Here is a 26,561-nt window from a genome sequence, read left to right on the forward strand (position 1 = left end):
CCCCGTCGGAGCGCGACGACACCTCCGCTGCCCACCGGAGACGGAGCGCTGCCGGGGAGACGTGCTCGCGGCCCCGGCGGCCGTCCGGCGACTCGACGAGGGCGAAGCAACCGCCTACTCGGTCGCCGCACCGAGTGTGCGGTCGCTGGCAGTTCGCGGAACGGAGCGACCCGATCGCCGACCCTCCGTGACCGGGTACGGTAGGCCGGCCACACGGCGACGGTGTCGAGCGGAGTGGCTCCCTCCGGTGGGCCTGCAAATCGCCCCGAGAGACCCACCACGTCTGTAGCGAATCTCCACGGTACGGCCCCGAGCGTGGGATTAATCGGCGACTACTCTGTTGCATATGCAGGCATAACAAAGACCCATCGTGCCGTTGTCCTGAGATAACATGGTACCGAACAGCGCCGCCGTGCTGGTCGTGCATCACCCCGCGGTCACGGGTGATGCACGATGAGTCCGGCGTCCACTCCCCGAATGCCCGACTACGGCGAGATGCAACGGACCCTCCGATCGCTCGCCCGCCAGCGTTCCGGCCTCCCGGACGTCGGCCCGATGTACGACGAGTAGCGAACGACACCGCTCAGCCCTCCCCGAGGCCGCCCCCGGTCCCGGTTCCCGAGGTACGCGCTCACGCGCCACCGAGCAGTCGCGCCTCCCAGCGCGGCCCGGCCCGTCGAAGCGCGAGGACACCGACCGTGGCCAGCACCAGCGCCTCGACACCGATACCGACGGCGAGCGTCGGCGTCAACGGCAGGACGAGACCGGCGACTAACACCGGGACGAGGGCGACCACGACGGCCAGCGTGAACGCCGCGAACAGCACCGTGTCGAAGAGGAACTCGTTCGGTTCGACGCCGGCGAGCAACACCGTCAGTCCGAACAGGTACACCGAGACGCCGACGAACAGCACGCCACCGACGAGCAGGCCCGTCGGCGACCCACCGGCGGAGAGCGCCGTCACGAGATAGCCGAGACCACCGACGGGAAGCAACAGCGCGAACGCCAGCGCCTTCGCCCGGAACACGTCCGGGACCGACAGCGGCAGCGTCCGGTACTCCTCCAGCGAGTCGAACTGCGTCAGCCAGTTGTACGTCGTGAACGCCGTCAGGGCGAGGATGGCACCGAGCGCGACGGACGGGGCCGGCGGGTCGCCGACGACCCGACTCACGAGTTCGAGCAGGGCCACGGCGACCCCCGCGACGATGGCCGTCGAGACGACGACCTTCCCGACGCCGCCGCCAGAGCGGTGCAGTTCGACGAGCGAACGGGCGGCCAGCGGGTCGTCGAACCGTACCGCGAGCGTCTCGAAGCGGTCGGTGCTCGTCCGTGCGCGGCGTTCGTGGTCGGGGTCGAACAGCCACCAGCCGAGGACGGCCGCGACGAGCACGCCGCCGAGGGCGACGACGCCCCGACCCAGAGCCGGGTCGGCGAAGACGCCGTACGGCGAGTACGCGACCAGCGGGAACCCCTGCCAGAACGCGGCGGCGAGGCTCCCGACGCCGAGCGCCAGCGTCACTCGCCCCTGGACGCCTCGACGCGAGAGACCGATGGCGACGAGCGTCGTCGCCAGGCCGAGCGAGAACGTCGCCGACAGCGACCCGAACAGCAGCGGCGACCGCCAGAAGAGCGTCGACGACCCCACGAGCGTCCCGACGGCCGCCACCGCCACGGCGAGCGGGGCGAGGAAGAGCACCGAGTAGTAGAGCGCGTCTTTCACGAGGAACAGCGCGTAGATGCGTCGCTCGGAGACCGGCAGCGTCCGAGACGACGACAGCAGGAGCGTCACGTCCCCGAGCAGGCTGTCGAGCGCGTCCGAACTGACGAACGCCACCGCCCCGGTCTGGAGGCCGAAGACGAACACGAGGGCGTGCAGGCCGGCCAGTGCGTCGACGAGCGGCGTCCCGACCGTCTGGAGACCGTACAGCGCTCCCGTCGCCAGGACGGTGACGAACAGCGGGAACGCCGCGAACCGTGCGCCGCCGAACAGGTCGCTGTGGAGTCGCCACTCCTCGCGGAACAGCGCCCGCAACAGGCCGACGGAGGGGTACTCGCTCACGGCGCGTCCACCTCGTCGAGGAACACGTCGAGGAGCGCGTCGTCCCCGGCGGCCGAATCGCCGAGGCGCCGGTCCTCGACGAGGTGGCCGTCACGGAGGACGCCGACACGCGTGCAGATCTCCTCGGCCACGTCGATGTGATGCGTCGAGAGGAAGACCGTGTTCTCCTCGCGGGTGTAGGCGACGAGGAACTCCTTCAGCCGTTCCTGCATGATGGGGTCTAAGTTCGCCAGCGGTTCGTCGATGAACACGAGGTCCGGTTCGTGGAGGAACGACGCCGCTATCATCACCTTCTGGCGCTGCCCCCGTGAGAGGTCCGTACACAGCGTATCGAGTTGCTCACGGAAGGCGAACCGTCGGGTCCAGCCGTCGACTCGCGCCGCCAGCATCTCGGAGTCGATGTCTCGGACCCGACCGACGAACCCGAAGTACTCGCGTGGGGTCACGAAACTCGGCGGGTCCTCGCGTTCGGGCAGGATACCGAGGTGTCGACGCGTCTCGACGGGGTCCACGCTCGGGTCGCGTCCGAGCACCGACACCGACCCCTCGTCGGGGACGCGCTGGCCCGTCAGCAGTTTGATCGTCGTCGTCTTTCCCGCGCCGTTCGCACCGAGGAAGCCGAACAGTTCGCCGCGGCCGACCGACAGCGAGAGACCGTCGAGTGCGACCACATCCCCGTAGCGCTTGCCGACGCGCTCCAGCACGACGGCCGATTCGTTCTCGTCCATGTGTCGGTCATCGACTGTGACGTGTTGAACCTTTGCAACGCAGTGGCCCACGCGGTGCGGGGCGCACACCCCCCACCGGCAGTGCTATCCCACCCGCGTCGCTGAGTACGTCAATGAACCGACTGTCTGCCCGAGGGCGGTCCTCGTGAGCGGGTCGAGTGACGCCCCGTCGGCAGAGACGGGCGACCCGAACGCCGACGTCGACCGTGGTCGGGCGCTGGCGACGCTCTTTCTCGTCGTCTTCGTCGACCTGCTGGGCTTCGGCATCCTCATCCCCGTCATCCCGCTGTACGCGCTCTCGTTCGGTGCGAACGAGTTCGTCGGCAGTCTCCTCATCGCCGTCTACTCGCTGTTCCAGTTCGTCTTCGCCCCCGTGCTCGGCCGCCTCTCCGACGAGCGTGGCCGTCGCCCGGTCATCCTCGTCTCGCTGTTCGGGAGCACGCTCGCGTGGACGCTGTTCGGCCTCGCGGGCGAACTCGGGTCGCTCGTCGGCGCGGCCAACGGCCTCGTCGTCCTGTTTCTCGCCCGTGCCCTCGCGGGAGCGATGGGCGGCAACATCGCCACCGCACAGGCCTACATCGCGGACATCACGCCACCCGAGGACCGTGCACGCGGCCTCGGCCTGCTCGGTGCGGCGTTCGGCCTGGGGTTCGTCTTCGGTCCCGCCATCGGCGGCCTCGCGGCCAGCGGCCCCGCCCTCGACGTCGTGGGAGGCGTCGTCCCGTGGATACCCATCACCGAGTTCACGCTCCCGAGTCTCGTCGCCGCGGCGCTGACCGCCGGCAACCTCGCCGTCGCCGCCGTCGTCCTGCCCGAACCGAACCGGACGCGGTCGGCCGGGAGCGAGGAGTCGCGCGTCGCTGCGCTCGTGGGGGCGCTGCGGACGCCCGCCCTCGGGACGCTGGTCGTCTCCTTCTTCGTCGCCTCGTTCGCCTTCTCGGCGTTCGAGAGCCAGTTCATATTCCTGACGAACGACCTGCTGACGTTCGGGACGGCGGAGAACGCCCTCCTGCTCACCTACTTCGGCGTCGTCGTCGCCGTCGTCCAGGGTGGACTCGTCGGACCGCTCACCGACCGCTTCGGCGAGTACCGACTCGCCGTCGTGGGCGCGGGCGTCCAGGTCCTGACGCTCGGCCTCGTCCCGTTCGCCGCCGCGTGGGGGCGACGCTTCGAACTCGTCGCCGTCGCCGGCCTCGAGCCGTGGCAGACCGGCGCGTCGCTCGCGCTGGCGCTCGTCGCCACGCCGCTGGCGTTCGGCAACGCGCTGACGAACGTCTCGCTCAACGCGCTGGTCTCCCGGTCGGCGAGCGACGAGACGCAGGGTGGGGCCTTCGGCCTCACCCAGAGCGCGGGGAGTCTCGCTCGAACGGTCGGCCCCGCGCTGGCGGGGGCGCTGTACGCCGGTATCGCGTTCTGGGTCCCGTTCGTCGTCGCCGGCCTGCTGTTCGTCCCCGTGCTGGTCCTGCTCCGTCGACTGGACGGCGACGTGCTCGGCGGTGGGGGCGGCGAGAGCGTACGCGACGGTACCACGGACGCGGGCGAGGGGCCGACCACCGGCGGTCGGTAACGGACGGAAGGAGGACGAAAGAGGAATCGAAGAGCGGACGGAGTCGGTCGAGTCGGCTTCTCGGCTCAGCGTCGCAGGAACCCGAAGAGGCGGTAGTCCTCGTCCGGGTCGTAGCTGCGGAACAGCAGGCTGTTGGTCAGGACGCTGACGCTGGAGAGCGCCATCGCACCCGCGGCGAGTACCGGCTGGAGCAGGCCGAGCGAGGCCAGCGGAATCATCGCCGTGTTGTAGCCCAGCGCCCAGAACAGGTTCTGCTTGATCTTCGAGAGCGTCCCCTCGGAGATGCGGATGGCCCGGACCACGTCCGTCGGGTCGTCACGCATCAGCGTCACGTCGGCGGCCTCGATGGCCACGTCCGTCCCGGACCCGATGGCGACGCCGACGTACGCGGTGGCCAGCGCCGGCGCGTCGTTGACGCCGTCGCCGACCATCATCACGCTCCGGCCGTCCGTCTGAATCGACTCGACGGCCTCGGACTTGTCCTCGGGGAGCACCTCCGCTCGGACGTGCTCGGCGTCGATACCGACCTGTTCGGCGACGGCACGGGCGGTCCGCTCGTTGTCGCCGGTGACGAGCCAGACGTCGGTTCCGCGTTCGCGGAGGGCCGTGACTGCCTCTTTCGACGTCTCCTTGACCGTGTCGGCGTCGGCGAGGACGCCAGTCACCGCACCGTCCACAGCGAGGAACATCGCCGTCTTCCCCTCCGATTCGAGGCGCTCTGCGACGTCCTCGGCGGGCCCGACGTCGACGTCGTGGTCGGCGAGCAGTCTCCGGTTTCCGACGAGCACTTGGCGGCCCTCGACGGTCGCACGGACGCCGTGGCCGGGGACGTTCTCGAACGAGTCGGGCGAGACGAGGTCGATGCCACGCTCCTCGGCCCCGTCGACGATGGCCCGTGCGAGCGGGTGTTCGCTGTCGCGTTCGGCGCTCGCGGCGAGGCGGAGGACGCCGTCCTCGTCCAGGTCGTCCGCTCGCTCCAGTTGCGAACCGCCGTCGGCCCGTGGACCGACCGCGACCACGTCGGTCAGTTCCATCTCGCCCTCGGTCAACGTGCCCGTCTTGTCGAAGACGACGGTGTCGACGTCGCGGACGCGTTCGAGCACGTCGCCACCCTTGAACAGCACGCCGTTCTGTGCGCCGATGGTCGTCCCGACCATCGTCGCGGCGGGCGTCGCCAGTCCGAGGGCACAGGGGCAGGCGATGAGCACCGCGCTGGCGAAGACGACGACCGAGAACTCGAACGCCGAGACGCCGCCAGCGCCGGCGGCCGCAGCGGCCGGACCCCCACCGACCAGTCCCCACAGCGGGAGCGACCCGACGACCCCGGCGAGCGTCTCGGGGAACAGGTACCAGACCGTCGCCCAGAGGAGCGCGTTGACGATGACCGCCGGGACGAAGTACGCGCTGATGCGGTCGGCGACGCGCTGAATCTCCGGCTGGCGGGACTGTGCCTCGCGGACCTGCTCGACGATCTGCTGGAGCGCGGTGTCGGCCCCGACCTTCGTCGCGCGGACGACGAGCACGCCGTTCTGGTTGACCGTCGCGCCGACCACCTCGTCGCCCGGCGACTTCTCGACGGGGACGGACTCGCCGGTGACCATCGACTCGTCGACGGCCGAGTCGCCCTGCACCACCTCGGCGTCGGTCGGCACCTGCTCGCCGGGGCGGACCTTCAGGTAGTCCCCTTCCTGTACCTCGTCGAGCGGGATTTCGCGTTCCTCACGGATCGTTCCACCCCCCGTTCGGTTCGAGCCCTCGCTTCGGTCGGCCTCGCCGTCGTCGCTTGCTCCCGACGCTTCCGAGTAGTCCACCACAGTCGCGGTGTCGGCTTCGAGTTCGAGCAGGCGTTTGAGCGCCGCGCCGGCCTGGCTCTTCGAGCGGGCTTCGAGGTAGTTGCCGAGCGTGATGAACACGAGGATGAACGCGGCGGTGTCGAAGTAGAGGCCCGCCTGCGCGATGAGGCCCGCGAGCGCGGCGACGGAGTAGAGATAGGCCGTCGAGGACCCGAGCGCGATGAGGACGTCCATGTTCGCGGTGCGGTTTTTCACCACCGCGTTGTAGGAGTTGACGTAGAACTCACGGCCGAGCAGGACCTGGACGGGCGTCGCCAGCGCGAACGCGACCCAGCCGAACTGGAGGTCGGTCCCCGGAACCGTCTCGGGCAGGACCCCCGGCGCGAACAGTTCGAGAACCATCGTCCCCAGCAGCGGCAGCGAGAGCGCCGCCCCGAACAGCACGAGGTTGCGCTGGTGGCGGACCTCCTCGCGGCGGGCGGTGTCGGCACGGCTCTCCGTGTCCCCCGCGTCGGCGTCCTCGCCGTCGTCACGGACCGGCGAGTAGCCCGCCCGTTCGACGGCGTCGTAGAGGTCCGACCGGGTCGCCTCCTCGGGGTTGAACCGCACTCGCCCCTCGTCGGTGGCGAAGTTGACGTCCGCCGAGACGACCCCCGGCGTGTCGAGCAGCGCCTCCGTCACGGTCTGCGAGCAGTTCGCACACGACATGTCCGTCACGGTGATGCGGGCGGTGTCGTCGACGGCGCTGTACCCCGCCTCGTCGATGGCGTCGTAGATGGCCGCCAGCGGCGTGACGTCGGGGTCGTACTCGACGGTACCCTCGTCGGTGGCGAAGTTGACGTTCGCCTCACGCACTCCCGGCAGTGATTCGAGCGCCTCGGTCACCGTCCCCGAGCAGTTCGCACAGCTCATGCCGGTGATTGCGAGGCGTTCCGTCCTGTGGCTCATGTGTAGAGATACTCGGTGTAGGTTCAACCGCCTTGTGCCTTCGACATCGACGTTCGAGACGGTTCTGAACTTTCTATTCTGAACCGTAATCGGGATTCAGAGTGAGAAGATACAAGTTCGGTGGCGGGCAACGTGTCTCCATGACGAAGACACTCACCGTCACCGGTATGAGCTGTGGCCACTGCGAGCAGAGCGTCGTCGAGGCGCTCGAAGCCGTCGACGGCGTCGAGTCGGCGAGCGCGGACACCGACGACGAGACGGCTACCGTCGAGGGCGACGCCGACACCGACGAACTGGTCGCCGCCGTCGAGGGCGCGGGCTACGACGCGAGCGCCTGAAGCCACGTCTCCCGGCAGCGGTGGTCTCCCCGTCGAACCGGTCCGGCGTCGTCTCCGTCGCCGGAGGCGACTACACGCCGGACTTCAGGTCGTCGTAGCGGTTCTCGAACCGGCCGGCACACGACGAGCAACAGAAGTGGTACGTGTCGTCGTCGAGCGCTAGCGTCTCGCCTTCGGCGGTGACGGTGTTCCCACACTCCGCACACTCCGGGGCGAACTCCGCCGCGCCGATACCCGGCGACCACGACGTGGCCGTGAGCAGCGACACGTCGAGCGACCGTATCGCGCCGAACTCGACCGTCTCGGCGAGGAACGTCCGCACGTCGCCGCTCGGGACGCGCAGCGTGGCGACGAGGGACCCCGCCGCGGTGGTGAAGACGTGTTCGACCGCCTCGTCGGCGACGAGCGCCGCTCGCGTCGTCTCGACGGCGTTCGGTTCGAGGTCCAGCGTGACGAGTACCGAGACGCCGTCACGGAGCTTCGAGCGGTCCACGTCGGCGGTGAACCGCCGGACGATACCCCACTCCCGGAGGCGTGCGATGCGGTCGGAGACCGCCGGGGGCGAGAGGTCGACCGCCTCGGCGATGTCGCTGTACGGCCGCCGGCCGTCCTCGACCAGCAGGCGCAGGATGGTCCGGTCGATGTCGTCGAGGTCTGGCATAGGCTTCGGTACGGAGTTTCGATACAACAGTGTTGTGGCGAGTGGAGTTTAGTATCGAAAGCACGGTCCCGGTCGTCAGACCGCCGTACCGCACGGGGCCACAGACCCTCACCACTGGCCGCGTCGGGTCGCGCTACGTATCACCGCCCCTCGAAACCCCGGACGAAAAAGGCCGCTCGCTCACTGCGGTCACTCGCGGTACGACGGCCGAGTGCGACCGCACCGCGACGACACCGCACTGGACCGCGACGGCACTGCGACGGCACTGCGACGGCACTGCGACGGCACTGCGACAGTACCGCACCGGACCGCTTACTCCCCGACCGACTCCTCGACGATCTCGATTTCCTCGTCCGTCAGACCGTACAACTCGTAGACGATGTCGTCGATGAGCGCGTCCGTGCGCTCGATTTTCGCCTCCAGTTCTTCGGCACGTTCGACCGTCTCGGTGTAGTTCTGCAAGCCCTGCGCCACGTCCGCGACGGCCGGGAGCGTGAGTTTCTGGAGACGGTCGACCAGCGAGTTCGTCTTCGTCGCCGTCTCGCGGAAGCCCGCGAACCCACCCGCCTCGTCCACCGCGACGGGGACGAACGCCTCGACGAGGTCCGCCTCCGTCTCGCTCAGGTCCGTGATTCGGAGTGCCGGGAGCGGGGCCGTTTCGGTGTAGCCCCAGCGGTCGGTTTCGAGCGAGTCGTCGTCCGGTTTGTAGCGGGCGGTGAGTCGAATCTCGACCGTGTTCTCGGAGGAGCGTTCGACCGTCGCCTCCCCGATTCGGAGGTTGGGGTGTTGTTCCGTGGTCTGCTGGAGGATGGACTCGGCCGCGTTCTCCGGGGGTTGGGTCAGACCGATTTCGGCGAGGGTGTGACCGTCGGAGTAGTTGCCGAGATGGTCGAGGAGGTTGGTGTTGAGTTTGCGCTTCTCTCCATGCGACTGTGTAATCGATTTTGTGAGCCGAGATATTTCTGCCGCGTGCTCGGACTTCTCCCCATCCCTGCCATCGTCTTTTGTTATGTCAATTACTGGTAATTTTCGTATATCGTTGGGATGCATTCTTGTCCGGCTACTCTGAAGTGTTTTCGTCGCGAGGAAATTTGAGAAGTAGTAGGCGAGGAGAGAAGACCCGACTACTCCGGATACGAATCTCAAATTAAAGGAGCCAGCACTCTCATGTTTGTCATAATCAAATGATGATTTGAACGCTTCAGTGTCATCGGTCCACTTCGTAGCGTGATTTACGGTATGGTTTGAGAAATAGCCAGAATCATCAAATGCACTCTTGATTCGGTTATTCTTCCCGCTGACGTCACTGAACATAATTTTTTCAGATTCGAATAAAACGGGCGATTTTGGGCGGTGAAAGTGTTCTGCATATTGGTCATACTCAATGTATTTTCCGCTCCAATTGACGTGATGGCGTTTTACATCCTGTCCCGAAACGTACTTTTTAGCGCTCTCGGATGGGTTGTCGGTCAGCACATCGTCTTTCTTGAAATCGAGAGGGCTATCTTCTGCGCTGTGGGCAACTACTCCTGGATTTACCCAGCAAAGTGAACCCAATTGTACCGATATACTCTCCACCTTCTCACGGAGTTTGAAATCAGACTCACTAATATCAACCCGCCACGCGTAATCTTCGAACTCTGAAAAGTGGCTCTGCTTCAGTCGGCCTTCGGTAGAGAATTTCTCCGAAGCTGATTTAACGATATCTACCTCTGATTGTTCGTTACGCGATCTCTCAAGCACATATATAAGGACCATCCGGTTGACACCAGTAAATACATTATTTGAAGAAAACCTAACTAACTTCTCAAGATTAGTTCGCTCAATAATTTCCTCCCTAATTTTCCGCCCATACTTTTCAGACCCTATCGAATTTGATGTAACGTACGAGTGTCTCCCTCGCTCTTTTAGTAACGTAATCGCTCGATAAGAGAAAGGGACGAATAGGTCCCAGTGACCTACAGCAACTTCTGGATATAGTTTGTTAACGACATTGACTAATTCTGGGCTCTCTTCTGTCAGGTTCCAGTTTGAGACGTACGGCGGGTTCCCAACAACAGCGTCGAACCCAGCATCCTCCCGCTTGGTCCCACCCTCCCCGAAGAACACTTCGGGGAACTCCAGTTCCCAGTGGAAGAACGACTCGTCCTCACTCACGGACTGCGCCGTCGTGAACCACGTTTCGGAACGAATCTCGGCCCATCCCGCTTCGTCCTCGATAGCGTCGGCCATGCGTTCGTAGGAGCCATCGGGGACGTCGACGCCGAACTGTTCGGCGGTGTGGACCGAGGCCAACTCGAACAGGCGCTGGTAGAGCGGGTCCTCGCGGATGCGCTCGTACAGGTCCTCCATCGACTTCACGTCGGCGTACGTCTCGTTGTCGATAGCGAGGAGTTCCTCCATCAGGTCCATGACGTGTTCGAGCGTGCGCTGTCGGACCCGAGCGTGGGCCTCGAACAGCGTCAGTTGCCCGCCGTCGTCCGCCTCGTCCTCGGAGAGCACCTCGGTCACGTCCGACCCGACCAGCGAGTTGCCGGTTTTGAGGTGGTGGTCGAGGAAGGCGAGCGGTTGGTCGGTGGCGAGCGTCTCCAGCCACATCGAGAGTTTCGCCAACTCGACGGCCATGCCGTTGAGGTCCACGCCGTAGATGCACTCGCGGGCGATGCGACGGCGCAGGTCCTGTTCGTCGCGGCCCTGAATCTCGTGTTCGCGGACGACGCTCATCACCCGCTCGGTGAGGTAGCCCGTCGCCCGCGTGAGGAAGTGGCCGCTCCCCATCGCCGGGTCGAGGATCTTCAGGTCCAGCACCGCACTCCAGAACTTGCCGAAGTACGCCCCGTCGCTGGGTTCGAGACCCTCCGCACGGAGTTCCTCGTCGATGTCGTCGAGCAGGGGACCGACCGTCTCCTCGACGATATACGTCACGACGTAGTCGGGGGTGTAGTACGCGCCCGTCGCCTTCCGCTCGCCGTCGTCGTTGACGACGTACAGTTCGCCCGGTTCGACCGTCTCGACGGCGTCGGCGACGCTCACGTCGGTGGCTGGCTTCCACACCTGTCCGCCGTCGTCGGCCACTGCGGCGTACTCTTCGCCCGCGATGCGGAACTCGTGTTCGAGCAGTCCCTCGTAGATGGTCCCGAGGTGTCGCGTGTCGAGGTCGGCGTAGTCCGCGAGGACGAACGACCCATCGTCGGCCTCGGTCGTTCCGAGACGGTAGATGACCTCCGCGATGTAGCGGTCGGCGACCTGGTGCTCGGCGAGGAACGCGTGGCGCTCCGCGTCGAACAGGCCACCGTTGTACGGCGGGATACCGAGTGCGTCCTCACCCTCGTCGACGAGGCGGAACAGGTCCTGAAGCCGACTCCACATCGACGTGGAGTGCTCGCTGTAGTCCTCGAACGAGTCTCCTCCCTCGATAGTGTCGTGAATCTCGCTCCGAAGCTGCTCGATACTGAAGTGTTCCTGGTACTCACTCTCGGCGTCCGGGTCGTCCGGGTGAATCAGCCCACGGGACTCCGCGTACAGGACGAACATCAACCGGTAGAGCAACACCAGCGACTGCTCTTTCAGTTCGTCACGCGCGGCTTCGTCCTCCGGGCCGATGTCGAGGTCGTTCTCCTCGACGAACCCTTCACCGAGCACTCGGAGTGCAGTGAAGACGTTGTCCTGCAGGTCCTCGCCGAGTTCCTGTGCGGCGGTCTCGCTCTCGTTCCAGACCCGGTCGAGAAAGCACGTCTCGGCCGTCTCGTGGAACGCCGCCGCCCGGAAGAACACGTAGAAGTACTTGAACCGCTCGACGCTGCCCGATTCGAGGAGTTCCGGCAGGTCGATTTCGTAGTACGTCTGTGTCTCGTAGTCTTTCGTTCCGTACAGCCGCCACTTCCGACCGTCGGTGAGGACGCCCCATCTGAGGCGTTCGGGCGTCCGTTCGAGGTAGTACTTGATCTGGTGTGAAGCGTCACGGTACGACCGCTGTTCGTCGAACTTCTTCGTGAAGTCGGTGTCCCACTGTTTCGCTTCCAACACCGCCGAGGCGAGTCCGAACTTCGCGTCCACGTTCTCGGACTGGTCCTTTCCGACGGCGTCGCGGCGGCGTTCGGCGGAGTCGTACAGCAGGCGGTCCGTGTAGCCGGTCCCCTCGGGAATCGTGGACTCCGAGAGCGTGTCGAACCCGAGAACCGAGAGCACCTCGTCGATCCAGGAGTCGAGCAGTTCGTCCTCCTTGTACGTCCCGACGAGACCCGACTCCTCGTTCCACAGTTCGACGAGCGTCTCGAAGGCTGCCGTCGCCTCCTCGTCGCAGTCCCACGCGTCGAGGTCCGCGACCCGTTCGTCGAGATAGTAGCCCGAGAAGAGACTGGAGTTGAGATACGGGGTCGGGGGGAGCGTCGCCTGACTCATGTCCGTTGGTAGACGGGTGGTTGCCGCTGTAAAGAATGTGTGGACTTGCCGTCACTCACACCACCGACGAGTCACGCGCTCACGACCGGCACCACCACGACCGAGGACGCGACCGCACGGAGCGCCCAGTCGCGGGCGGTCCGCTCGGCGCGGTAGCGAGAGCGTCTCCCGTTCGACTCGTCGGACGCACGCCACCGACCGAAGCGGGGAGTTTCGGGTTACTCGCGTGGCTCCCGGCCGAGGGTGTAGAACTCCTCGTTGGGTCGCATGTCGGCGACGACGGCCAGTCGGTTCGAGAGGTTGTAGTACGCGACGACGCTCGTGATGTCCCAGATAGCCTCGTCGGAGAAGCCGTGCTGGCGCAGGGTTTCGAGGTCCGTCTCGTCGATACGGCCGGGCGACTCGGTGAGCGTCACGGCGAAGTCGAGCATCGCGCGGTGGGTGGGGTTGAGGCTCGCCGCGCGGTGGTTCGTCGCCAGTTGGTCGGCCAACTGTGGGTCTTTCGCGTAGATGCGGACGAGTGCGCCGTGGGCGACGACGCAGTAGAGGCAGTCGTTGACCCCCGAGATGGTGACGACGAGCATCTCTATCTCCTCGCGTTCGAGTGCGGTGTCCTCGACGAGGGCGTCGTGGTACTCGAAGAACGCGCGGAAGTGACTGGGCTTGTACGCCATCGCCGAGAAGACGTTGGGCGTGAAGCCGGCACGCTCGGTCTCTTCTTCGATGCGCTCTTGGAGGTCCTCGGGCAGGTCGGCGTGGTCGGGGACGGGGAAGTTCCCCATCGCCGGGTCGGACTGGTCGTCCATAGGGTGGAGTCGAACGGCGACCACGAAAGGTCTACGTTCGACTCACGGCCACTCCAGCCAGCCCCGTCTGCTCGACACGTAGAGGACGCCGTAGCCGACGACTCCGGCGACGAACACGGCCACGGGGATGAGGAACACGCCGTACAGGTCGAGCAGCGACGTGAGCGACGACTGCATACCGACTCGTCGGGCGGCCACAGGATAAAACGGGTCGTTGATACGGGTCGCGCCGTGAGCGCTGCCATGCTCAAGACGGGACACTGGGGTGCGGCGCTGGTCTGTTACGCGCCGGTCGGGTGGTTTCTGCTGGAGACACGGCCGGGCCTCGCGCTCGCGGGCGGCATCGGCGTGCTCGCACTCGCCCGGTTCCCGGACGTCGACCTGCGCCTCCCGCTGGTCTCCCACCGCGGGCCGACGCACACGCTCCTGTTCGCCCTCGGTGTCGGCGCGGTGCTGGCGGGTGTGGCGACCCTGCTGTCGGACGTCGCGCCGTCGTCGCTCGACGCGCCGTGGCTCGTCCCGTTCGCGGCGTTCACCGGCGTGTTCGGCATCGGAACGCATCTGCTGGCCGACGCGCTGACGCCCTCGGGCGTCCCGCTGTTCTGGCCGCTGTCGAGGCGACGGTTCTCGCTCCGTCTCGTCAGAGCGAACGACGCGCTGGCCAACTGGGGACTGCTCGGACTCGGAACGGTCCTGACGGCGCTGGCCGTCCTCCTCCGGTGAAAAATGCGGTCGGATTCGGTGTGGTCGCGCGGACTCAGACGTGGCCCTGCTCTTCGAGCTGGTCCATGATGTCGTCGACGAACGCCTCGGCCGACTCGTACGGGAAGTCGCCGCCACCGAGCTTCGTGTTGAGCTCCATCGCGGTCATCGAGAAGTCGCCGGACTCGAACTTCGTCGCCGGGCCGTTCGGGAGCGCCGGGACGAGGTCCATCGGGGAGTTGATCGGGTAGTCGGCACCTTCGAACGCGTCGATCATCTGCTGTCGGAGTTCGTCTTTGTCTGCCATGTGACACCGTCACTGAACACCGTTACACACAAAAAACCGTATGGAACCGCAGACCCCCAGCAGAGAGTTTATCGGACGGGGTGGTGCCGTCGTCAGCGGTCGCTCGGCCGCCGTCGACGTGAGACGGTCGTGGGTCGGTCCTCCCGGGTGGTGGTCGGTCGCTCACTCCTCACCCAGTTGGCGCTGGTACCCCCTGTAGCTCATCGCCGCACCGTCGACGATGACGGTCTCGCGGCTCACGTCGGGCGTCTCGATCAGTTCTTCCTCCTCCTCTTCCTCGTCTTCGACCTCACCGAAGAGGTACGGACTATCCGGATTCCTCATGCCAGAAGGGAACACGCGCTCGTATAAAAAGCTATGTCAGACAGTGACTCACAGGACGGTCCGGAGGTCCCCGAGGTGGTCGAGTACGACGTCGGGTGTCGGGCCGTCGTCGCCCGCCTCGAACGTGCTGCGGGTCGTGCTGCCCGAGAGTACCAGCGCGGTCTGCATCCCGCCACGTTCCCCGAGCGCCACGTCGGTGTCCAGTCGGTCGCCGACGACGAGGCAGTGGGCCGGGTCGCAGTCGAGTCGCTCTCGAATCGCCGCGAGCGTCTCCGGGGAGGGCTTGCCGAACTCGTGGTCCGGGTCCCGGTCCGCGACGGCACCCACCGCTCTCGTGATGGCTCCCGACCCCGGACGGTTCCGGCCGTCGCCACCGGGGTAGGTCAGGTCGGGATCGGTCCCGACGAACGTCTCGGCCGACGCCAGCGCCCAGTACCCCTCGGTCAGCGCCTCGTAGTCGAAGCCGTAGGTGTGGGAGGTGACGAGCACCGTCGCGGCGTGAGGGTCGTCGGTCAGTGAGACACCCACCGCCCGCAACTGCTCGCGGAGGCCGTCGCTGCCGACGACGAACGTCTCGTCGTTCGGGTGGCGTTCCGCGAGGAACTGGGCGGTCACCGACCCGGCCGAGAGCACCCGGTCTGCGGAGACGTCGAGGCCCATCTCACCGAGGCGACGTGCGTACGCCGCTGGCGAGCGCGTCGGGTTGTTCGTCACGAACAGTGGGTCGACGCCGTGGTCGCGGAGCGCGTCGATACCCGCTCGCGCCCCCTCGACCAGCGTGTCACCCCGGTACACCGTCCCGTCCAGGTCGACGACCGCACCGCGCACGTCCATACTGTCGCTATCACCGGCGCGTGAATAACGACGGCGATGCTCGTCGCCGGTGTCGAACGGTGGTACCGCTGCCGTCCAAACTGTTGCCAACGGAGTGAACGTTTATGTGAGCACACGAACAGCGTCAAACGATACCATGGAACTCTTTCGGGGTGAACCCCTGCGACATCTGGGTGACCTGCCGGCGATGGCCGCCCACCGCTACGGCGAGAAGACGGCGTTCAACTTCTACGCCGACGACCTCTCGTTCGCGGCGCTCGACGACCGCTCGAACCGCGTGGCGAACGTCCTGCTCGACGCGGGGCTCGAACCGGGCGACCGGGTCGGCGTGATGATTCCGAACACCAACGAGTTCCCCGTCGCCTACTTCGGAGCCATCAAGGCCGGCGGCGTCCCGACGCCGCTGAACCTCCGGATGGACCCCGAGACGCTCGTGTTCGTCCTGAACGACGCCGGCGCGGACCACCTGCTGGGGTCGCAGCTCATCGGCGACCAGGTGGGACGGCTCGCGGCGGCCGCCGAAGTCGAACACACGTTCGTCGCGGGCGGCGGAGAAGGCGTGCAGGACCTCGACGCCGCCATCGCCGACGCCTCGTCGGACCTCGACCGACCCGAGCGCGCCTACGACGACGTGGCCTGTCAGCCCTACACCTCGGGGACGACCGGACGGCCGAAGGGGGTGCTGCTCACCCACGAGAACCTGCTGACGACCATCGAGGCCTACGACAAGGGCGGCCTCGCCATCGACCCCGAGGACTCGTTCCTGCTCGTCCTCCCGCTGTTCCACATCTACGCGCTCAACGCGCTGATGGGGACGGGCATCTACTCGGGGACGACGATGTTCCTCCAGCCGAGTCCCGAACCGGTCCCGATGCTGCAGGCCATCGAGGAGGAGGGCATCACGAAGTTCGCGGGCGTCCCCGCGATGTACACGATGATGTTCCGGGAGTACCGCCAGACCCCCGACCAGTACGACCTCTCGTCGCTGGAGGACGTGACCTGCGCGGCCGCACCCCTCGCTGACGAGACCCGCCGGACCATCGAGGAGGCGTGGGACGTCCCGATGGTCGAGGGGTGGGGGATGACCGAGACGGCCCCCGCCGGAACCGTCGAACCCTCGCGTGGCGTCCGCAAGCCCGCCGGCTGTGTCGGCCCACCGGTCTACAACGTCGAACTGAAGATCACCGACCCCGAGACCCGCGAGACCGTCGTCGCGCCCGACGACCTCTCGCCGCATCCGAACCCCGACATCGACTTCGAGGACCACGACTCGGTGACGGGCGAGATAGCGATTCGCGGCCCGAACGTCTTCGAGGGCTACTACAACCGCCCCGAGAAGACCGAGCAGGTGTTCGACGACGACGGCTGGTTCTACACCGAGGACGTCGCGCGCGTCGACCGCGACGGCTACTTCTGGATCGTCGACCGCGCCGACGACATGATCATCGCCGGTGGGGAGAACATCTACCCGGCAGAGGTGGAGAACGCGCTGTACGAACACCCCGCCGTCGCGGAGGCGGCCGTCGTCGGCGTCCCCCACGAGATGAAGGGCGAAGCGCCCGTCGCGTTCGTCGTGCTGGAGGAGGGCGAGGACGTCTCCGAGGAGGACCTCCGGCGGTTCACGCTCGACCACCTCGCCACCTACGCTCACCCGCGACGGGTGTTCTTCGTCGACGACCTCCCCCGCAGCGCGACCCAGAAGGTCCAGCGCTACAAACTGGAGGAGGAGGCCGACGAGCACCTCGACGGCCCGCTCTCGCCGAGCGAGGAACTGTAGCGACCGGACCGATCCGCGAGCGAACCTTTTCGTCCACCGCCGCGAACCGTGGACTGTGCCCTCTTCCACCGACGACCCGGTCTATCGTTGGCTGCGCCTGTTCGGACTGGCCGGCCTCGCCGCGTTCGGCTACCTGATGGTGCTGGGGCCGCTGTTGGCGACGCTCCTCTTTCCCTCATCGGGCGCTGCGAGCGCCCTCGAACCTGCGACGAACCGAGGGGTCGCCGAGGCTCCGCCGACACTGTGGGAGTCGCTCCGACCGTGGGTCGCGTTCGGACTCCCCGTCCTCGCCGGCGTCGTCCACGTCTGGCGTGGCTTCGGGGGACGACCGCTCGGCGTGTTCCTGGTCGTACAGGTCGGCGTCTCGTTGCTCGTCGCCGTCCTCGCGGCTCTCGCGGGCGGAGTTCCCGGTTCCGTCTCGCTCGTCGCGTCGTACCTCGTTCCGGCGGCCTACGTCGTCTACGACCGCACGGCTGGCTGAACGGGGAGCGTCGACGCGGTAGAACAATCGGTCGACTACTTACAGTCCGCGCAGGCCGCCGGGCGCGGGGATGAAGAACTCCCCTTCTTCGTCCTCGTCCGTCGTCTCGGCCGCCTCGGCGTCCGCTTCGAGGTCCGATTCGGCCGCGTCGTCGGGTTCGGGAGCGATGGTTTCGGGCATACGGGTTGACGTTTCGACCGGAGCCTAATAAGCGTACGCTGACATGACCTCTCTTGGCACGGTATCGTCTAATGTGTTTACGGTTCTGGATGGTCGTTCCCGCGGTATCATCACGTGTCCGACCCGTCGGCTGGACGAACGGTCGTAAACGGAAGAGAATGAGACGGTAGTTCACGGCCCCCGTTCACACGGCGCTCAGTAGCTTCGTGGGAGGCCGAGGTGGTGTTCCGCGATGAAGTTCTTCGCCATCTGGTTGGTGACGGGAGCGACCTGCGTCAGGCGCATGTTCTGCCAGATGTCGTACACCTCGTACTCGCGGGTGAAGCCGTTGCCGCCGTGGGTCTGGATGGCCCGGTCGGCCGCTTCGGTACCGAACTCGCTCGTGAGGAGTTTCGCCGCGTTCGCCTCCATCCCGCAGTCCTCGCCGTCGTCCCACAGTCGGGCGGCCTTGTAGAGTATCTCGCGGGAGGCCAGCAGTTTCGCGTAGGAGTCGGCCAACGGGTGCTGGATAGCCTGGTGGGCACCGATGGGTTGCCCGAACACCTCGCGGTCACAGGCGTAGTCCACTGCCAGGTCGACCGCTCTGAGACCCCCACCGAGCGAGGACGCCGCTCCGGCGATACGTTCGGTGTTGAGCGTGTCCCAGAGCATGTAGAGGCCGCCGTCCTCCTCGCCGAGGATGTCGTCTTCGTGGACGCGCAGGCCGTCGATGTCGACCTGGTACTGCTTCTCGAACCACGGCAGGGCGACGTCCACCGTCGACAGCGAGATGGCCTCCCGTTCTGCGGGGTCGTCGACGAGGAACATCGAGACGCCGTGCGTCGGGTTCGACCGGTCGAACTCGCTGGTGCGGGCGATGAGCAACATCGTGTCGGCGTTCTCGACGCCCGAAATCCACATCTTCTGGCCCGAGACGACGAACTCCTCGCCCTCCTTCTCGGCGCGCGTCTCGATGTTGAGCGTGTTCGTGCCCGCGTGGGCCTCGGTCAGGCCCATACAGAAGCGCATGTCGCCGTTCGCTATCTTCGGGAGGTAGTGTTCTTTCTGCTCCTCGGTGCCGTGACGAGTGATGCCGATGCCACCGAACACGGGCGTCAGGACGAACACGATGCCGCCCTGCCCCCCGCCACGCGAGAGCTCCTCGATGATGATGGTCATCTCCTCCATCCCCATCCCCTCGCCGCCGTACTCCTCGGGGATGGCGACGCCCAGCCAGCCGTCGTCGGCGAGTGCCTGCCAGTACGCCTCCGGGAACTCCTTCTCGTCGACGTGCTCGCGCCAGTAGTCCCGGTCGAAGTCGCTCGCGATGCCCCGCACCGACTCGCGGATGAGTCCGTGGAGGTCGTCGTTGTCGCTCGCCATACACGTTCGCCGAGCCACGCAGTCTTGACGGTTGTGGTGACACGACCCACGGTCCGCGGGGGCGTCCCCCATAGCTATTTGCCACCCGAGCGACGTGACCGACCATGACACGACAGCCGTCCTCCAAGACACCATGCTCGACCGCTCTCCGACGGGGCGAGCGACCGGCCCGGGGGTGGACCACGTGAAGATAACCGTCCGTGGCGACACCGACGAGGAGACCGCTCGCGTCCTCGCCACCGCCCTCGCGGAGCACCTCGGCAGACCCGTCGAACTCGTCGCCGACGACGGCCCGGTGGCCGAGGCGGGCGAACGGGAGTGGGACGCAGACCACGTCGTCACCGACCGCGAGGACCGCCTGCGCGAGGACGTCGAACGCGTCCTCTCGGGTGGTCCCGAACGCGGCCACGAGAAGATAGACGCGCTCGGCAAACTGTTCGTCCGCGAGCGCATCGACCGCATCTTCGACGAGGTGGCCTACGAGGACGGCACGTTCGCCAGGTTCAACGCGGGCGACTCGGACGAACTGGCGTTCCCCGCCGACGGTCTGCTGACCGGGGTGGGACGCATCCACGGTCGGGAGGTGTTCTTCGCGGCCAACGACTACACGGTCAAGGCCGGGTCGCTCGGACAGATGGGCGTCGAGAAGGAGATTCGCCTCGCCGAACGCGCCGTCGAAGCCGGTGCGCCCATCCTGCGCCTCATCGACTCGACCGGCGCACGACTCGACGCCAGCGAACGCGAGGAGGGCGGGAGCCACATGGACCGCTATCGCGGCGGCCGGATGTTCTACAACCAGTGTATCCACTCGGGACAGGTTCCCCAAATCGGCGTGCTGTACGGCCCGGACATCGCCGGGAGCGCCTACACACCGGTGTTCTGTGACTACCTGGTGATGGTCGAGGAAATCTCGGGGATGGCCATCGCCTCCCCCCGAATCGTCGAGGCGATGACCGGCGAGTCGGTGACGATGCAGGAACTGGGCGGCCCGGACGTCCACGCCACGCAGTCGGGCAGTGCGGACCTCGTCGTGCCCGACGAGGACGCCGCCGCCGACGCGGTCCGCGACCTGCTGGGGTATCTCCCACAGACGTTCGACGCCGACCTCCCCACTCGCACCCCGAAACCGCCCGCCGCGAACCCGAAGGGACTGGATTCGGTCATCCCCGAGGAGCCGAACAGGGCCTACGACGTCCACGAGGTCATCGACCGCCTCGTCGACCGCGACTCGTGGTTCGAACTCAAACCCCGGTTCGCGCCGGAACTCGTGACGGGGTACGGTCGCATCGACGGCTCTCCCGTCGGTATCGTCGCCAACCAGCCGACCCACGTCTCGGGGGCCATCTTCCCCGACAGTGCCGAGAAGGGCGCGGAGTTCGTCTGGATCTGCGACGCCTTCGGCATCCCCCTCGTCTACCTCTGTGACACGCCGGGGTTCATGGTCGGCTCTGCGGTCGAACGCGAGGGCATCCTCCAGCGCGGTCGGAAGTTCATCTACGCCACCTCGAACGCGCAGGTGCCGAAGTTCTGCGTCGTCACGCGCAAGGCGTACGGCGCGGGCATCTACGCGATGTGTGGCCCGTCGTTCGGCCCGGACGCGACGCTCGCGCTCCCTTCCGCCGAAATCTCGGTGATGGGTCCGGACGCCGCCGTCCACGCGCTGTTCGGCGGGCAACTGGAAGAGATGGACGACGAGTCCCGCGCGCAGTTCGTCGAGAGCGCGAAGGCGGAGTTCCAGGAGTTCGTCGACGTCCGTGCGCAGGCGTCGACGATGCAGGTGGACGAACTCCTCGCGGCGGGTGACCTGCGAGAGCAGTTGACCCAGCGTCTGCGGACGTTCCGGAACAAGCGCCGGGTCGAACGTGACCGCCACCACGGGACCGTACTGTTCTGACCGAGGTTCGGACTGTTTCCCCCGTCCGGAACGGTTATCGTCGCGCCGTCGCTGGTCGAACGCATGTCCCCCGACACGCCACGACAGTTGTACCTTCGTTCACACCAGTGGTCGAGCTATCTCGTCCGTGGTCTCGTCGTCTTCCTCGTGTTGGCGCTGCTCTACTCGGTGCTGTTCCTGAGCGGCCCGCGTTCGGGGCTGGGTCTCGCCGTCTGGTTCGGCCTCGTCTGGGACCTGGCGTGGTTCGGACTGGCGGCCTACACCGTCTACCTCCTCTACCGGTTCGTCGGTGCCGTCGAACGGATGACCGGTGACGACCGGTTCTGAACCGTCGGACTCAGACCAGTGCGCTCTCCTGTTCGCGCATCTCCGCGTGTATCTTCTTGATGAGCAGGTCGACCGCCGAGCGGTTCAGCCCTTCGGGGATGATGATGTCGGCGTGTTTCTTCGTCGGTTCGATGAACTGCTCGTGCATCGGTTTCACCGTCCCGAGATACTGGTCCATCACGCCCTCCAGTTCACGGCCGCGTTCGATGACGTCGCGCTGGATGCGTCGGAGGATACGCACGTCGGCGTCCGTCTGGACGTAGACACAGAGGTCCATCAACTCTCGCAGTTCCGACTCGTAGAGCGAGAGGATCCCCTCGACGACGATGACCGCCGACGGCTCGACGGTGACCGTCTCGGGGTCGCGGTTGTGTGCCGAGAAGTCGTACTGCGGCATCTCGATGGCTTCGCCCCGCATCAGCGCCGAGACGTGCTCGGCGAGCAGGTCCCACTCGAACGCCGAGGGGTGGTCGTAGTTGACCTCCTCGCGTTCGGCCATCGGGAGGTGCGAGAGGTCGCGGTAGTAGTTGTCCAGCGGGAGACGCGTCACGGCCTCGCCGACGGCCTCTTTCACCTCGCGCGCCACGGCGGTCTTCCCGGCACCCGTGCCCCCTGCGATGCCGATGACGAACGACGGCTGGGTCATTATCGTGACCTACAGGTCAGAACGCTTGAATCGCTCGGAGTCCGTCGCTGTCACCGACGGCGAACGTTCTCCACGCTGTCCGGACGTTCGGGAGCGGCCAGCGTCTCGTCCAGCCAGTCGTAGATGGTGTCGGTCGCCAGCGTGAGGTTGCCGACCTGACAGTGTTCGGCCGCCCCTTCCTCTCCCCTGAAGACGCGTCGAGAGGCCGTCGTCCCGACCAGCGCGACGAACTCGTCGGCGAGTTCGACGGGGACGAAGTGGTCGTCCTCGCCCGCCAACACGAGCGTCGGGCAGTCGATACGTCGCGCCTCGTCGGTCAGCGAGTACTCCCGGAGCGTCCGCTGGAGGTCGGCGGCCGTCTCGATACCGAACACCCACCGGGAGTTGTCCATCAGCCACCGCGAGTCGACGCTGACCCGCTCGCCCAGACGTGCGAGTCCGTTCACCAGCGAGTCCGGTGCGTACAGCATCGCTCTCGACAGTCGCGGGGCGTCGACCGCCGCCGCCCGCCAGAGGTCGTGCATGTGGTCGAACGCGATACAGGCGGCGACGCGGTCGTCGAACGCCGCCGCTCGCGGCGCGTAGTAGCCACCGAAACTGACCCCCACCAGCGCGATACGGTCGGCGTCGACTTCGGGTCGTTCCGCTGTCTCGTCGAGCACCGGCCCGACGACGTGTTCCCAGTCGGGACGGGCGGTCAACCCCTGCTCGCGGAGCGGTGCGCCCTGCCCCGGCCCTTCGAAGACGACGACGGTGTAGCCACGCGCCAGCGCCTCGGGGACGCCACAGAGGAAGTAGAGTTCCTCGCCGAGCGAGTCGAACCCGCCGAGACAGACGACGGTCGGTCGCGGCCCGTCGTGGTCCGGCGAGGTGAACAGGTAGCCCGGCAGGCGGGTGTCCTCGTAGGGTATCGAGAGGCGGTCGGCGGCGACAGCGAGCGCGTCGAGTCCGGAACGGAACGTCTCGACGGCGCGTCCGTAGGCCGTCGAGCGCCGGTGGTCGTCGGCCGACAGGAAGAACTCGGCGGTGCGGTAGTAGGTGTGGGCGCGGTGGTAGGCGTGGCCGGCCGTCCGCTCCCGGCCCGCGTCGTGGGCGTCCTCGGCGGCGCGTTCGACGAGCGCGGCGGTCCGGTACCACTCCTCGAACCACGCGTCGGTGTCACCGTTCGTGATGCGCTCGACGGTGGTGAGTACTTCGCCGACTTCCGACCCACCGAACGGCGCGTACGCCAGTGCTCGGAGCGTCTGGTAGTCGAACGCCTTGGAGGAGAAGTGAACACGCATAGACAGATGTTGCACGCGCAGGGAGAAAAGCGAGACGAGCGAGACGACGACCGGGCTCAGTCGATACTCAGGATCGCCCGTGCCTCGTCGGGTGTCGCCGGTTTCCGGCCGACCTGTCGGACCAGCTTCGCGGCCTCCCCGACCAACTCGGCGTTCGTCGCCATCTCACCGTCGGGAAGGTAGAAGTTGTCCTCCAACCCCACCCGAACGTTGCCGCCCATCGAGAGCGCCGCCGCACAGAGCGGCCACTGGTCCCGCGAGATGCCGATGACCTGCCACGTCGCGGACTCGGGGAGTTGTCGGACCTGGTGGGCGAGGTTCTCGACGCTCGCGGGGATGCCGCCGAGCACGCCCATGATGAGGCTGAACTGGAGCGGTTCGTTCAGGTCGCCGTGTTTCACGAGCGGTTCGGCGTTCCCGACGTGCCCGGTGTCGAAACACTCCAGTTCGGGTTTGACGCCCGCGTCGTTCATCGCGGCCACGAACGCTCGAATCTCCGAGAAGGAGTTCTCGAACACCATGTCGAAGACGAACTCCTCGCGGGACTCGGAGTACTTCGCGTAGTTCATCGACCCCATGTTGAGCGCGGCCATCTCGGGGGCCGTCTCCTCGATGTACGCCACGCGTTTCTCGACGGGCACCCCGACCGCACCCGTCGAGAAGTTGACGACGATGTCGGTCCGCTCGCGGACCGCGTCCCGAATCTCGCGGTAGGTCTCCGTCTCGAACGTGGGCGACCCGTCGGGAGTCCGCGCGTGGATGTGGGCGACGCTCGCACCCGCTTCGCGTGCGGCGGCAGCGTCCTCGGCGATCTCCTCGGGCGTGTAGGGGATGTGCTCACACTGGTCCCGTGTCGTGAGCGCGCCGGTGAGCGCCGCCGAAATCACGGCCGTCTCGGGGTCGTTACCCTTCAGTGACTCCTGGCTGTCGAACATCGCTATCGCCCCCGCCACTCGGGGTCGCGGTCGGTCAGGAACGCGTCGATACCCTCTTCGGTGTCCTCCGAGAGCGCGAGCAGTGCGATGACCTCCTTGAGGTAGTCCAGTGCCTCGCCGTAGCCCATGTCGCGCTGAGCGTAGTACGCCTCCTTGCCCATCGAGAGCATCACGGGACTGTTCTTCACGATGGCGGCGACGGTGTCGTCGAGCGTCGCCTCGAACTCACCCTGGTCCGCGACAGTCGTGACGAGACCGATGCGGTGGGCCTCCTCGGCGTCGATGCGCTCGCCGGTGAACATGAGCTTGAGTGCCTGTTTCTCGCCGACGGCGCGGGTGATGGGGGCCATCGCCTGTGCGGGGAACAGGCCGACGTTCACCTCCGGCGTGCCGAACTGGGCGTCGGCGTCGGCGACGACGAACTCACACGCCGCGGCGAGGCCACAGCCACCGGCGAGACAGTACCCCTCGACGGCGGCGACGGTGATGACCGATGCGTCCTCCATCCGTTTGAGGAGACGAGCGAGTCCCGAGAAGTTCTCGCGGTAGTCCTGTGCGCCCTGTCCGAGGGGCATCGCCGAGAGGTCACCGCCCGAACAGAACGTCTCACCAGCGCCTCGAATCACGAACACCCGCGCGTCGGCGTCGTCCGCGGCGTCGAGGGCGTCGAGCAGTCCGGCGACGACGGCGTCGTTCAGCGCGTTGCGCTGGTCGGGGCGGTCGATGGTCGCCCGGACGACGAGTCCGTCGTCGCGCGTGTCGAGACGGAGGTCGTCGTCCGAGAGTGCGTCGATGTCCACGGTTGGGCGTGATGCGTGAGCGCATCACAAAGCCGTTTCCCCGTGCGGGCGGACCGATGCAAGCCCTGCACACTCCGGAACCCTCATGCGCGGCCCGCGCCACGCCGTGGCATGGACCTTCGACTCTCGCCGTCTCTCCTCTCCGGGACCGCCCGCGCACCGCCGTCGAAGAGCTACACCCATCGGGCCATCCTCGCGGCGGGGTACGCCGCCGGTGCGACCGTCGAACGACCGCTCTTGAGCGCCGACACGCGAGCGACGATGCGAGCGGTCGAGGCCTACGGCGGCACCGTCACCGAGGACGGCGACGACCGGCACGTCGAGGGGTTCGACGGCCGCCCCGACGTCCCCGAGGACGTCGTCGACTGCGCCAACAGCGGGACGACCATGCGCCTGACGACGGGGACGGCCGCCCTCGGCGACGGTCTGACGGTCCTCACGGGCGACGACTCGCTCCGGTCGCGGCCACAGGGGCCGCTGCTGGCGGCCATCGCGGACCTCGGCGGCCGGGCGGAATCGACCCGCGACAACGGACAGGCACCGCTCGTCGTCGGCGGAGCCATCGACGGCGGGCGGGTCTCCATCCCCGGCGACGTCTCCTCGCAGTACATCACCGCGCTGTTGATGGCCGGCGCGGCGACGAGCGAGGGCATCCGCATCGACCTCGAAACCGAACTCAAGAGCGCGCCCTACGTCGACATCACGCGCGAACTGCTGGCGGACTTCGGCGTCGACACCGAGCAGACCGACGCCGGGTTCGAGGTGGCGGGTGGGCAGTCGTACACACGCGACGACCCGTACACCGTCCCCGGCGACTTCTCCTCTATCTCCTACCTGCTGGCGATGGGCGTCCTCGCCGCCCCCGACGGCCTCCGTATCGAGGGGGCGGTCCCGAGCGCACAGGGCGACACCGCCATCGTCGACGTCGTCGAACGGATGGGCGGCGACGTGGCGTGGGACCGCGACGCGGGCGTCATCGAGGCGTCACGCTCGGCGCTCTCCGGCGTCGAAGTCAGTGTCGCCGACACGCCCGACCTGCTGCCGACCATCGCCACGCTCGGCGCAGTCGCGGACGGCGACACCCACATCACGGACGCCGAACACGTCCGATACAAGGAGACCGACCGCGTGAGCGCGATGGCGACCGAACTCGGGAAGATGGGCGTCGAGACGACCGAAGAACGCGACTCGCTGACCGTCCACGGTGGCGAGTCCGACCTGACGGGCGCGACGGTCGACGGCTACCACGACCACCGCATCGTCATGTCGCTGGCCGTCGCCGCACTCGTCGCGGACGGCGAGACGACCGTGCGGGGGGCCGAGCACGTCGACGTGTCGTTCCCCGACTTCTTCGACGTGCTCGACGAGTTGGGGGCGGCCCCGACGCGCGTCGAGTGAGCACGGGAGG

24 protein-coding genes are annotated in these 26,561 nt (G+C 66.8%); 8 read left to right on the plus strand and 16 right to left on the minus strand.

Annotation, left to right across the window (positions count from 1 at the left end):
* Positions 1-631: 631 nt before the first annotated feature.
* Positions 632-2,059: a hypothetical protein gene (locus GQS65_RS16925; protein WP_158205803.1), complete on the minus strand. Its 1,428-nt coding sequence runs from the start codon at positions 2,057-2,059 to the stop codon at positions 632-634.
* Entirely contained in the window at positions 2,056-2,787 is a 732-nt protein-coding gene (locus tag GQS65_RS16930; RefSeq protein WP_158205804.1) for an ABC transporter ATP-binding protein, read from the minus strand. The genes GQS65_RS16925 and GQS65_RS16930 overlap by 4 nt, the downstream gene beginning before the upstream one ends.
* Before the next feature lie 217 nt (positions 2,788-3,004).
* Between GQS65_RS16930 and GQS65_RS16935 the strand changes: the two genes are divergently transcribed.
* A complete protein-coding gene (locus GQS65_RS16935) occupies positions 3,005-4,354 on the plus strand; it encodes an MFS transporter (protein ID WP_158205852.1) in 1,350 nt (449 codons plus the stop codon).
* A 65-nt stretch (positions 4,355-4,419) separates the two neighbouring features.
* Here the strand turns inward: GQS65_RS16935 and GQS65_RS16940 are convergent, their stop codons facing one another.
* Positions 4,420-7,095, minus strand: a complete 2,676-nt coding sequence (locus GQS65_RS16940) for a heavy metal translocating P-type ATPase (protein ID WP_158205805.1) — start codon at positions 7,093-7,095, stop codon at positions 4,420-4,422.
* Positions 7,096-7,235: 140 nt separating this feature from the next.
* On the opposite strand from GQS65_RS16940, the gene GQS65_RS16945 reads away from it, so the two are divergent.
* A complete protein-coding gene (locus tag GQS65_RS16945; protein ID WP_158205806.1) occupies positions 7,236-7,433 on the plus strand; it encodes a heavy-metal-associated domain-containing protein in 198 nt (65 codons plus the stop codon).
* Between the two features lie 70 nt (positions 7,434-7,503).
* On the opposite strand, the gene GQS65_RS16950 is transcribed toward GQS65_RS16945, so the two are convergent.
* From GQS65_RS16950 to GQS65_RS21975, 4 genes are all read right to left on the minus strand, one after another.
* The gene (locus GQS65_RS16950; protein ID WP_158205807.1) at positions 7,504-8,094 is read right to left on the minus strand and encodes an AsnC family transcriptional regulator; all 591 of its coding nucleotides are present in this window, start codon (positions 8,092-8,094) and stop codon (positions 7,504-7,506) included.
* 312 nt (positions 8,095-8,406) lie between these two features.
* Positions 8,407-12,495: an Eco57I restriction-modification methylase domain-containing protein gene (locus GQS65_RS16955; RefSeq protein ID WP_158205808.1), complete on the minus strand. Its 4,089-nt coding sequence runs from the start codon at positions 12,493-12,495 to the stop codon at positions 8,407-8,409.
* A 218-nt stretch (positions 12,496-12,713) separates the two neighbouring features.
* Complete coding sequence (locus tag GQS65_RS16960) at positions 12,714-13,301, minus strand: peroxidase-related enzyme (RefSeq protein ID WP_158205809.1); 588 nt, start codon at positions 13,299-13,301, stop codon at positions 12,714-12,716.
* Between the two features lie 42 nt (positions 13,302-13,343).
* Positions 13,344-13,478, minus strand: coding sequence for a hypothetical protein (locus GQS65_RS21975; protein ID WP_267902934.1), 135 nt, complete (start codon positions 13,476-13,478; stop codon positions 13,344-13,346).
* 66 nt (positions 13,479-13,544) lie between these two features.
* On the opposite strand from GQS65_RS21975, the gene GQS65_RS16965 reads away from it, so the two are divergent.
* Positions 13,545-14,024 (plus strand): metal-dependent hydrolase, encoded by a 480-nt coding sequence (locus GQS65_RS16965; protein ID WP_158205810.1) that lies wholly within the window; start codon positions 13,545-13,547, stop codon positions 14,022-14,024.
* Between the two features lie 34 nt (positions 14,025-14,058).
* On the opposite strand, the gene GQS65_RS16970 is transcribed toward GQS65_RS16965, so the two are convergent.
* The 3 genes from GQS65_RS16970 to GQS65_RS16980 all read right to left on the minus strand — a co-directional run bounded on the left by GQS65_RS16970 (position 14,059) and on the right by GQS65_RS16980 (position 15,468).
* Positions 14,059-14,310, minus strand: a complete 252-nt coding sequence (locus GQS65_RS16970) for an MTH865 family protein (RefSeq protein WP_158205811.1) — start codon at positions 14,308-14,310, stop codon at positions 14,059-14,061.
* Positions 14,311-14,472: 162 nt separating this feature from the next.
* A complete protein-coding gene (locus GQS65_RS16975; RefSeq protein WP_158205812.1) occupies positions 14,473-14,634 on the minus strand; it encodes a hypothetical protein in 162 nt (53 codons plus the stop codon).
* A gap of 48 nt (positions 14,635-14,682) precedes the next feature.
* Positions 14,683-15,468 (minus strand): HAD-IIA family hydrolase, encoded by a 786-nt coding sequence (locus tag GQS65_RS16980; protein WP_158205813.1) that lies wholly within the window; start codon positions 15,466-15,468, stop codon positions 14,683-14,685.
* A gap of 136 nt (positions 15,469-15,604) precedes the next feature.
* Between GQS65_RS16980 and GQS65_RS16985 the strand changes: the two genes are divergently transcribed.
* Together GQS65_RS16985 and GQS65_RS16990 are read left to right on the plus strand one after the other, a co-directional pair.
* Entirely contained in the window at positions 15,605-17,245 is a 1,641-nt protein-coding gene (locus GQS65_RS16985; RefSeq protein ID WP_158205814.1) for a class I adenylate-forming enzyme family protein, read from the plus strand.
* Positions 17,246-17,300: 55 nt separating this feature from the next.
* Positions 17,301-17,726: a hypothetical protein gene (locus GQS65_RS16990; protein ID WP_158205815.1), complete on the plus strand. Its 426-nt coding sequence runs from the start codon at positions 17,301-17,303 to the stop codon at positions 17,724-17,726.
* Positions 17,727-17,765: 39 nt separating this feature from the next.
* Here the strand turns inward: GQS65_RS16990 and GQS65_RS16995 are convergent, their stop codons facing one another.
* A complete protein-coding gene (locus tag GQS65_RS16995; RefSeq protein WP_158205816.1) occupies positions 17,766-17,906 on the minus strand; it encodes a hypothetical protein in 141 nt (46 codons plus the stop codon).
* Positions 17,907-18,101: 195 nt separating this feature from the next.
* Positions 18,102-19,268, minus strand: coding sequence for an acyl-CoA dehydrogenase family protein (locus GQS65_RS17000; protein ID WP_158205817.1), 1,167 nt, complete (start codon positions 19,266-19,268; stop codon positions 18,102-18,104).
* Positions 19,269-19,401: 133 nt separating this feature from the next.
* On the opposite strand from GQS65_RS17000, the gene GQS65_RS17005 reads away from it, so the two are divergent.
* A complete protein-coding gene (locus GQS65_RS17005; RefSeq protein ID WP_158205818.1) occupies positions 19,402-21,162 on the plus strand; it encodes an acyl-CoA carboxylase subunit beta in 1,761 nt (586 codons plus the stop codon).
* A gap of 63 nt (positions 21,163-21,225) precedes the next feature.
* Positions 21,226-21,489: a hypothetical protein gene (locus GQS65_RS17010; RefSeq protein ID WP_158205819.1), complete on the plus strand. Its 264-nt coding sequence runs from the start codon at positions 21,226-21,228 to the stop codon at positions 21,487-21,489.
* 10 nt (positions 21,490-21,499) lie between these two features.
* On the opposite strand, the gene udk is transcribed toward GQS65_RS17010, so the two are convergent.
* From udk to GQS65_RS17030, 4 genes are read right to left on the minus strand one after another with little or no spacing between them, the layout of a single operon-like run.
* Entirely contained in the window at positions 21,500-22,135 is a 636-nt protein-coding gene (gene udk / locus GQS65_RS17015; RefSeq protein WP_158205820.1) for a uridine kinase, read from the minus strand.
* A 50-nt stretch (positions 22,136-22,185) separates the two neighbouring features.
* Positions 22,186-23,418, minus strand: a complete 1,233-nt coding sequence (locus GQS65_RS17020) for an alpha/beta hydrolase family protein (RefSeq protein ID WP_158205821.1) — start codon at positions 23,416-23,418, stop codon at positions 22,186-22,188.
* Positions 23,419-23,474: 56 nt separating this feature from the next.
* A complete protein-coding gene (locus GQS65_RS17025) occupies positions 23,475-24,353 on the minus strand; it encodes a BKACE family enzyme (protein WP_158205822.1) in 879 nt (292 codons plus the stop codon).
* A 2-nt stretch (positions 24,354-24,355) separates the two neighbouring features.
* Positions 24,356-25,153: an enoyl-CoA hydratase-related protein gene (locus tag GQS65_RS17030; protein ID WP_368280297.1), complete on the minus strand. Its 798-nt coding sequence runs from the start codon at positions 25,151-25,153 to the stop codon at positions 24,356-24,358.
* A gap of 111 nt (positions 25,154-25,264) precedes the next feature.
* Between GQS65_RS17030 and aroA the strand changes: the two genes are divergently transcribed.
* Positions 25,265-26,551, plus strand: a complete 1,287-nt coding sequence (aroA, locus tag GQS65_RS17035) for a 3-phosphoshikimate 1-carboxyvinyltransferase (RefSeq protein ID WP_158205823.1) — start codon at positions 25,265-25,267, stop codon at positions 26,549-26,551.
* The last annotated feature ends 10 nt before the right edge of the window (positions 26,552-26,561 follow it).

Source organism: Halomarina oriensis (genome assembly GCF_009791395.1).
GTDB classification, from domain to species: Archaea; Halobacteriota; Halobacteria; order Halobacteriales; family Haloarculaceae; genus Halomarina; species Halomarina oriensis.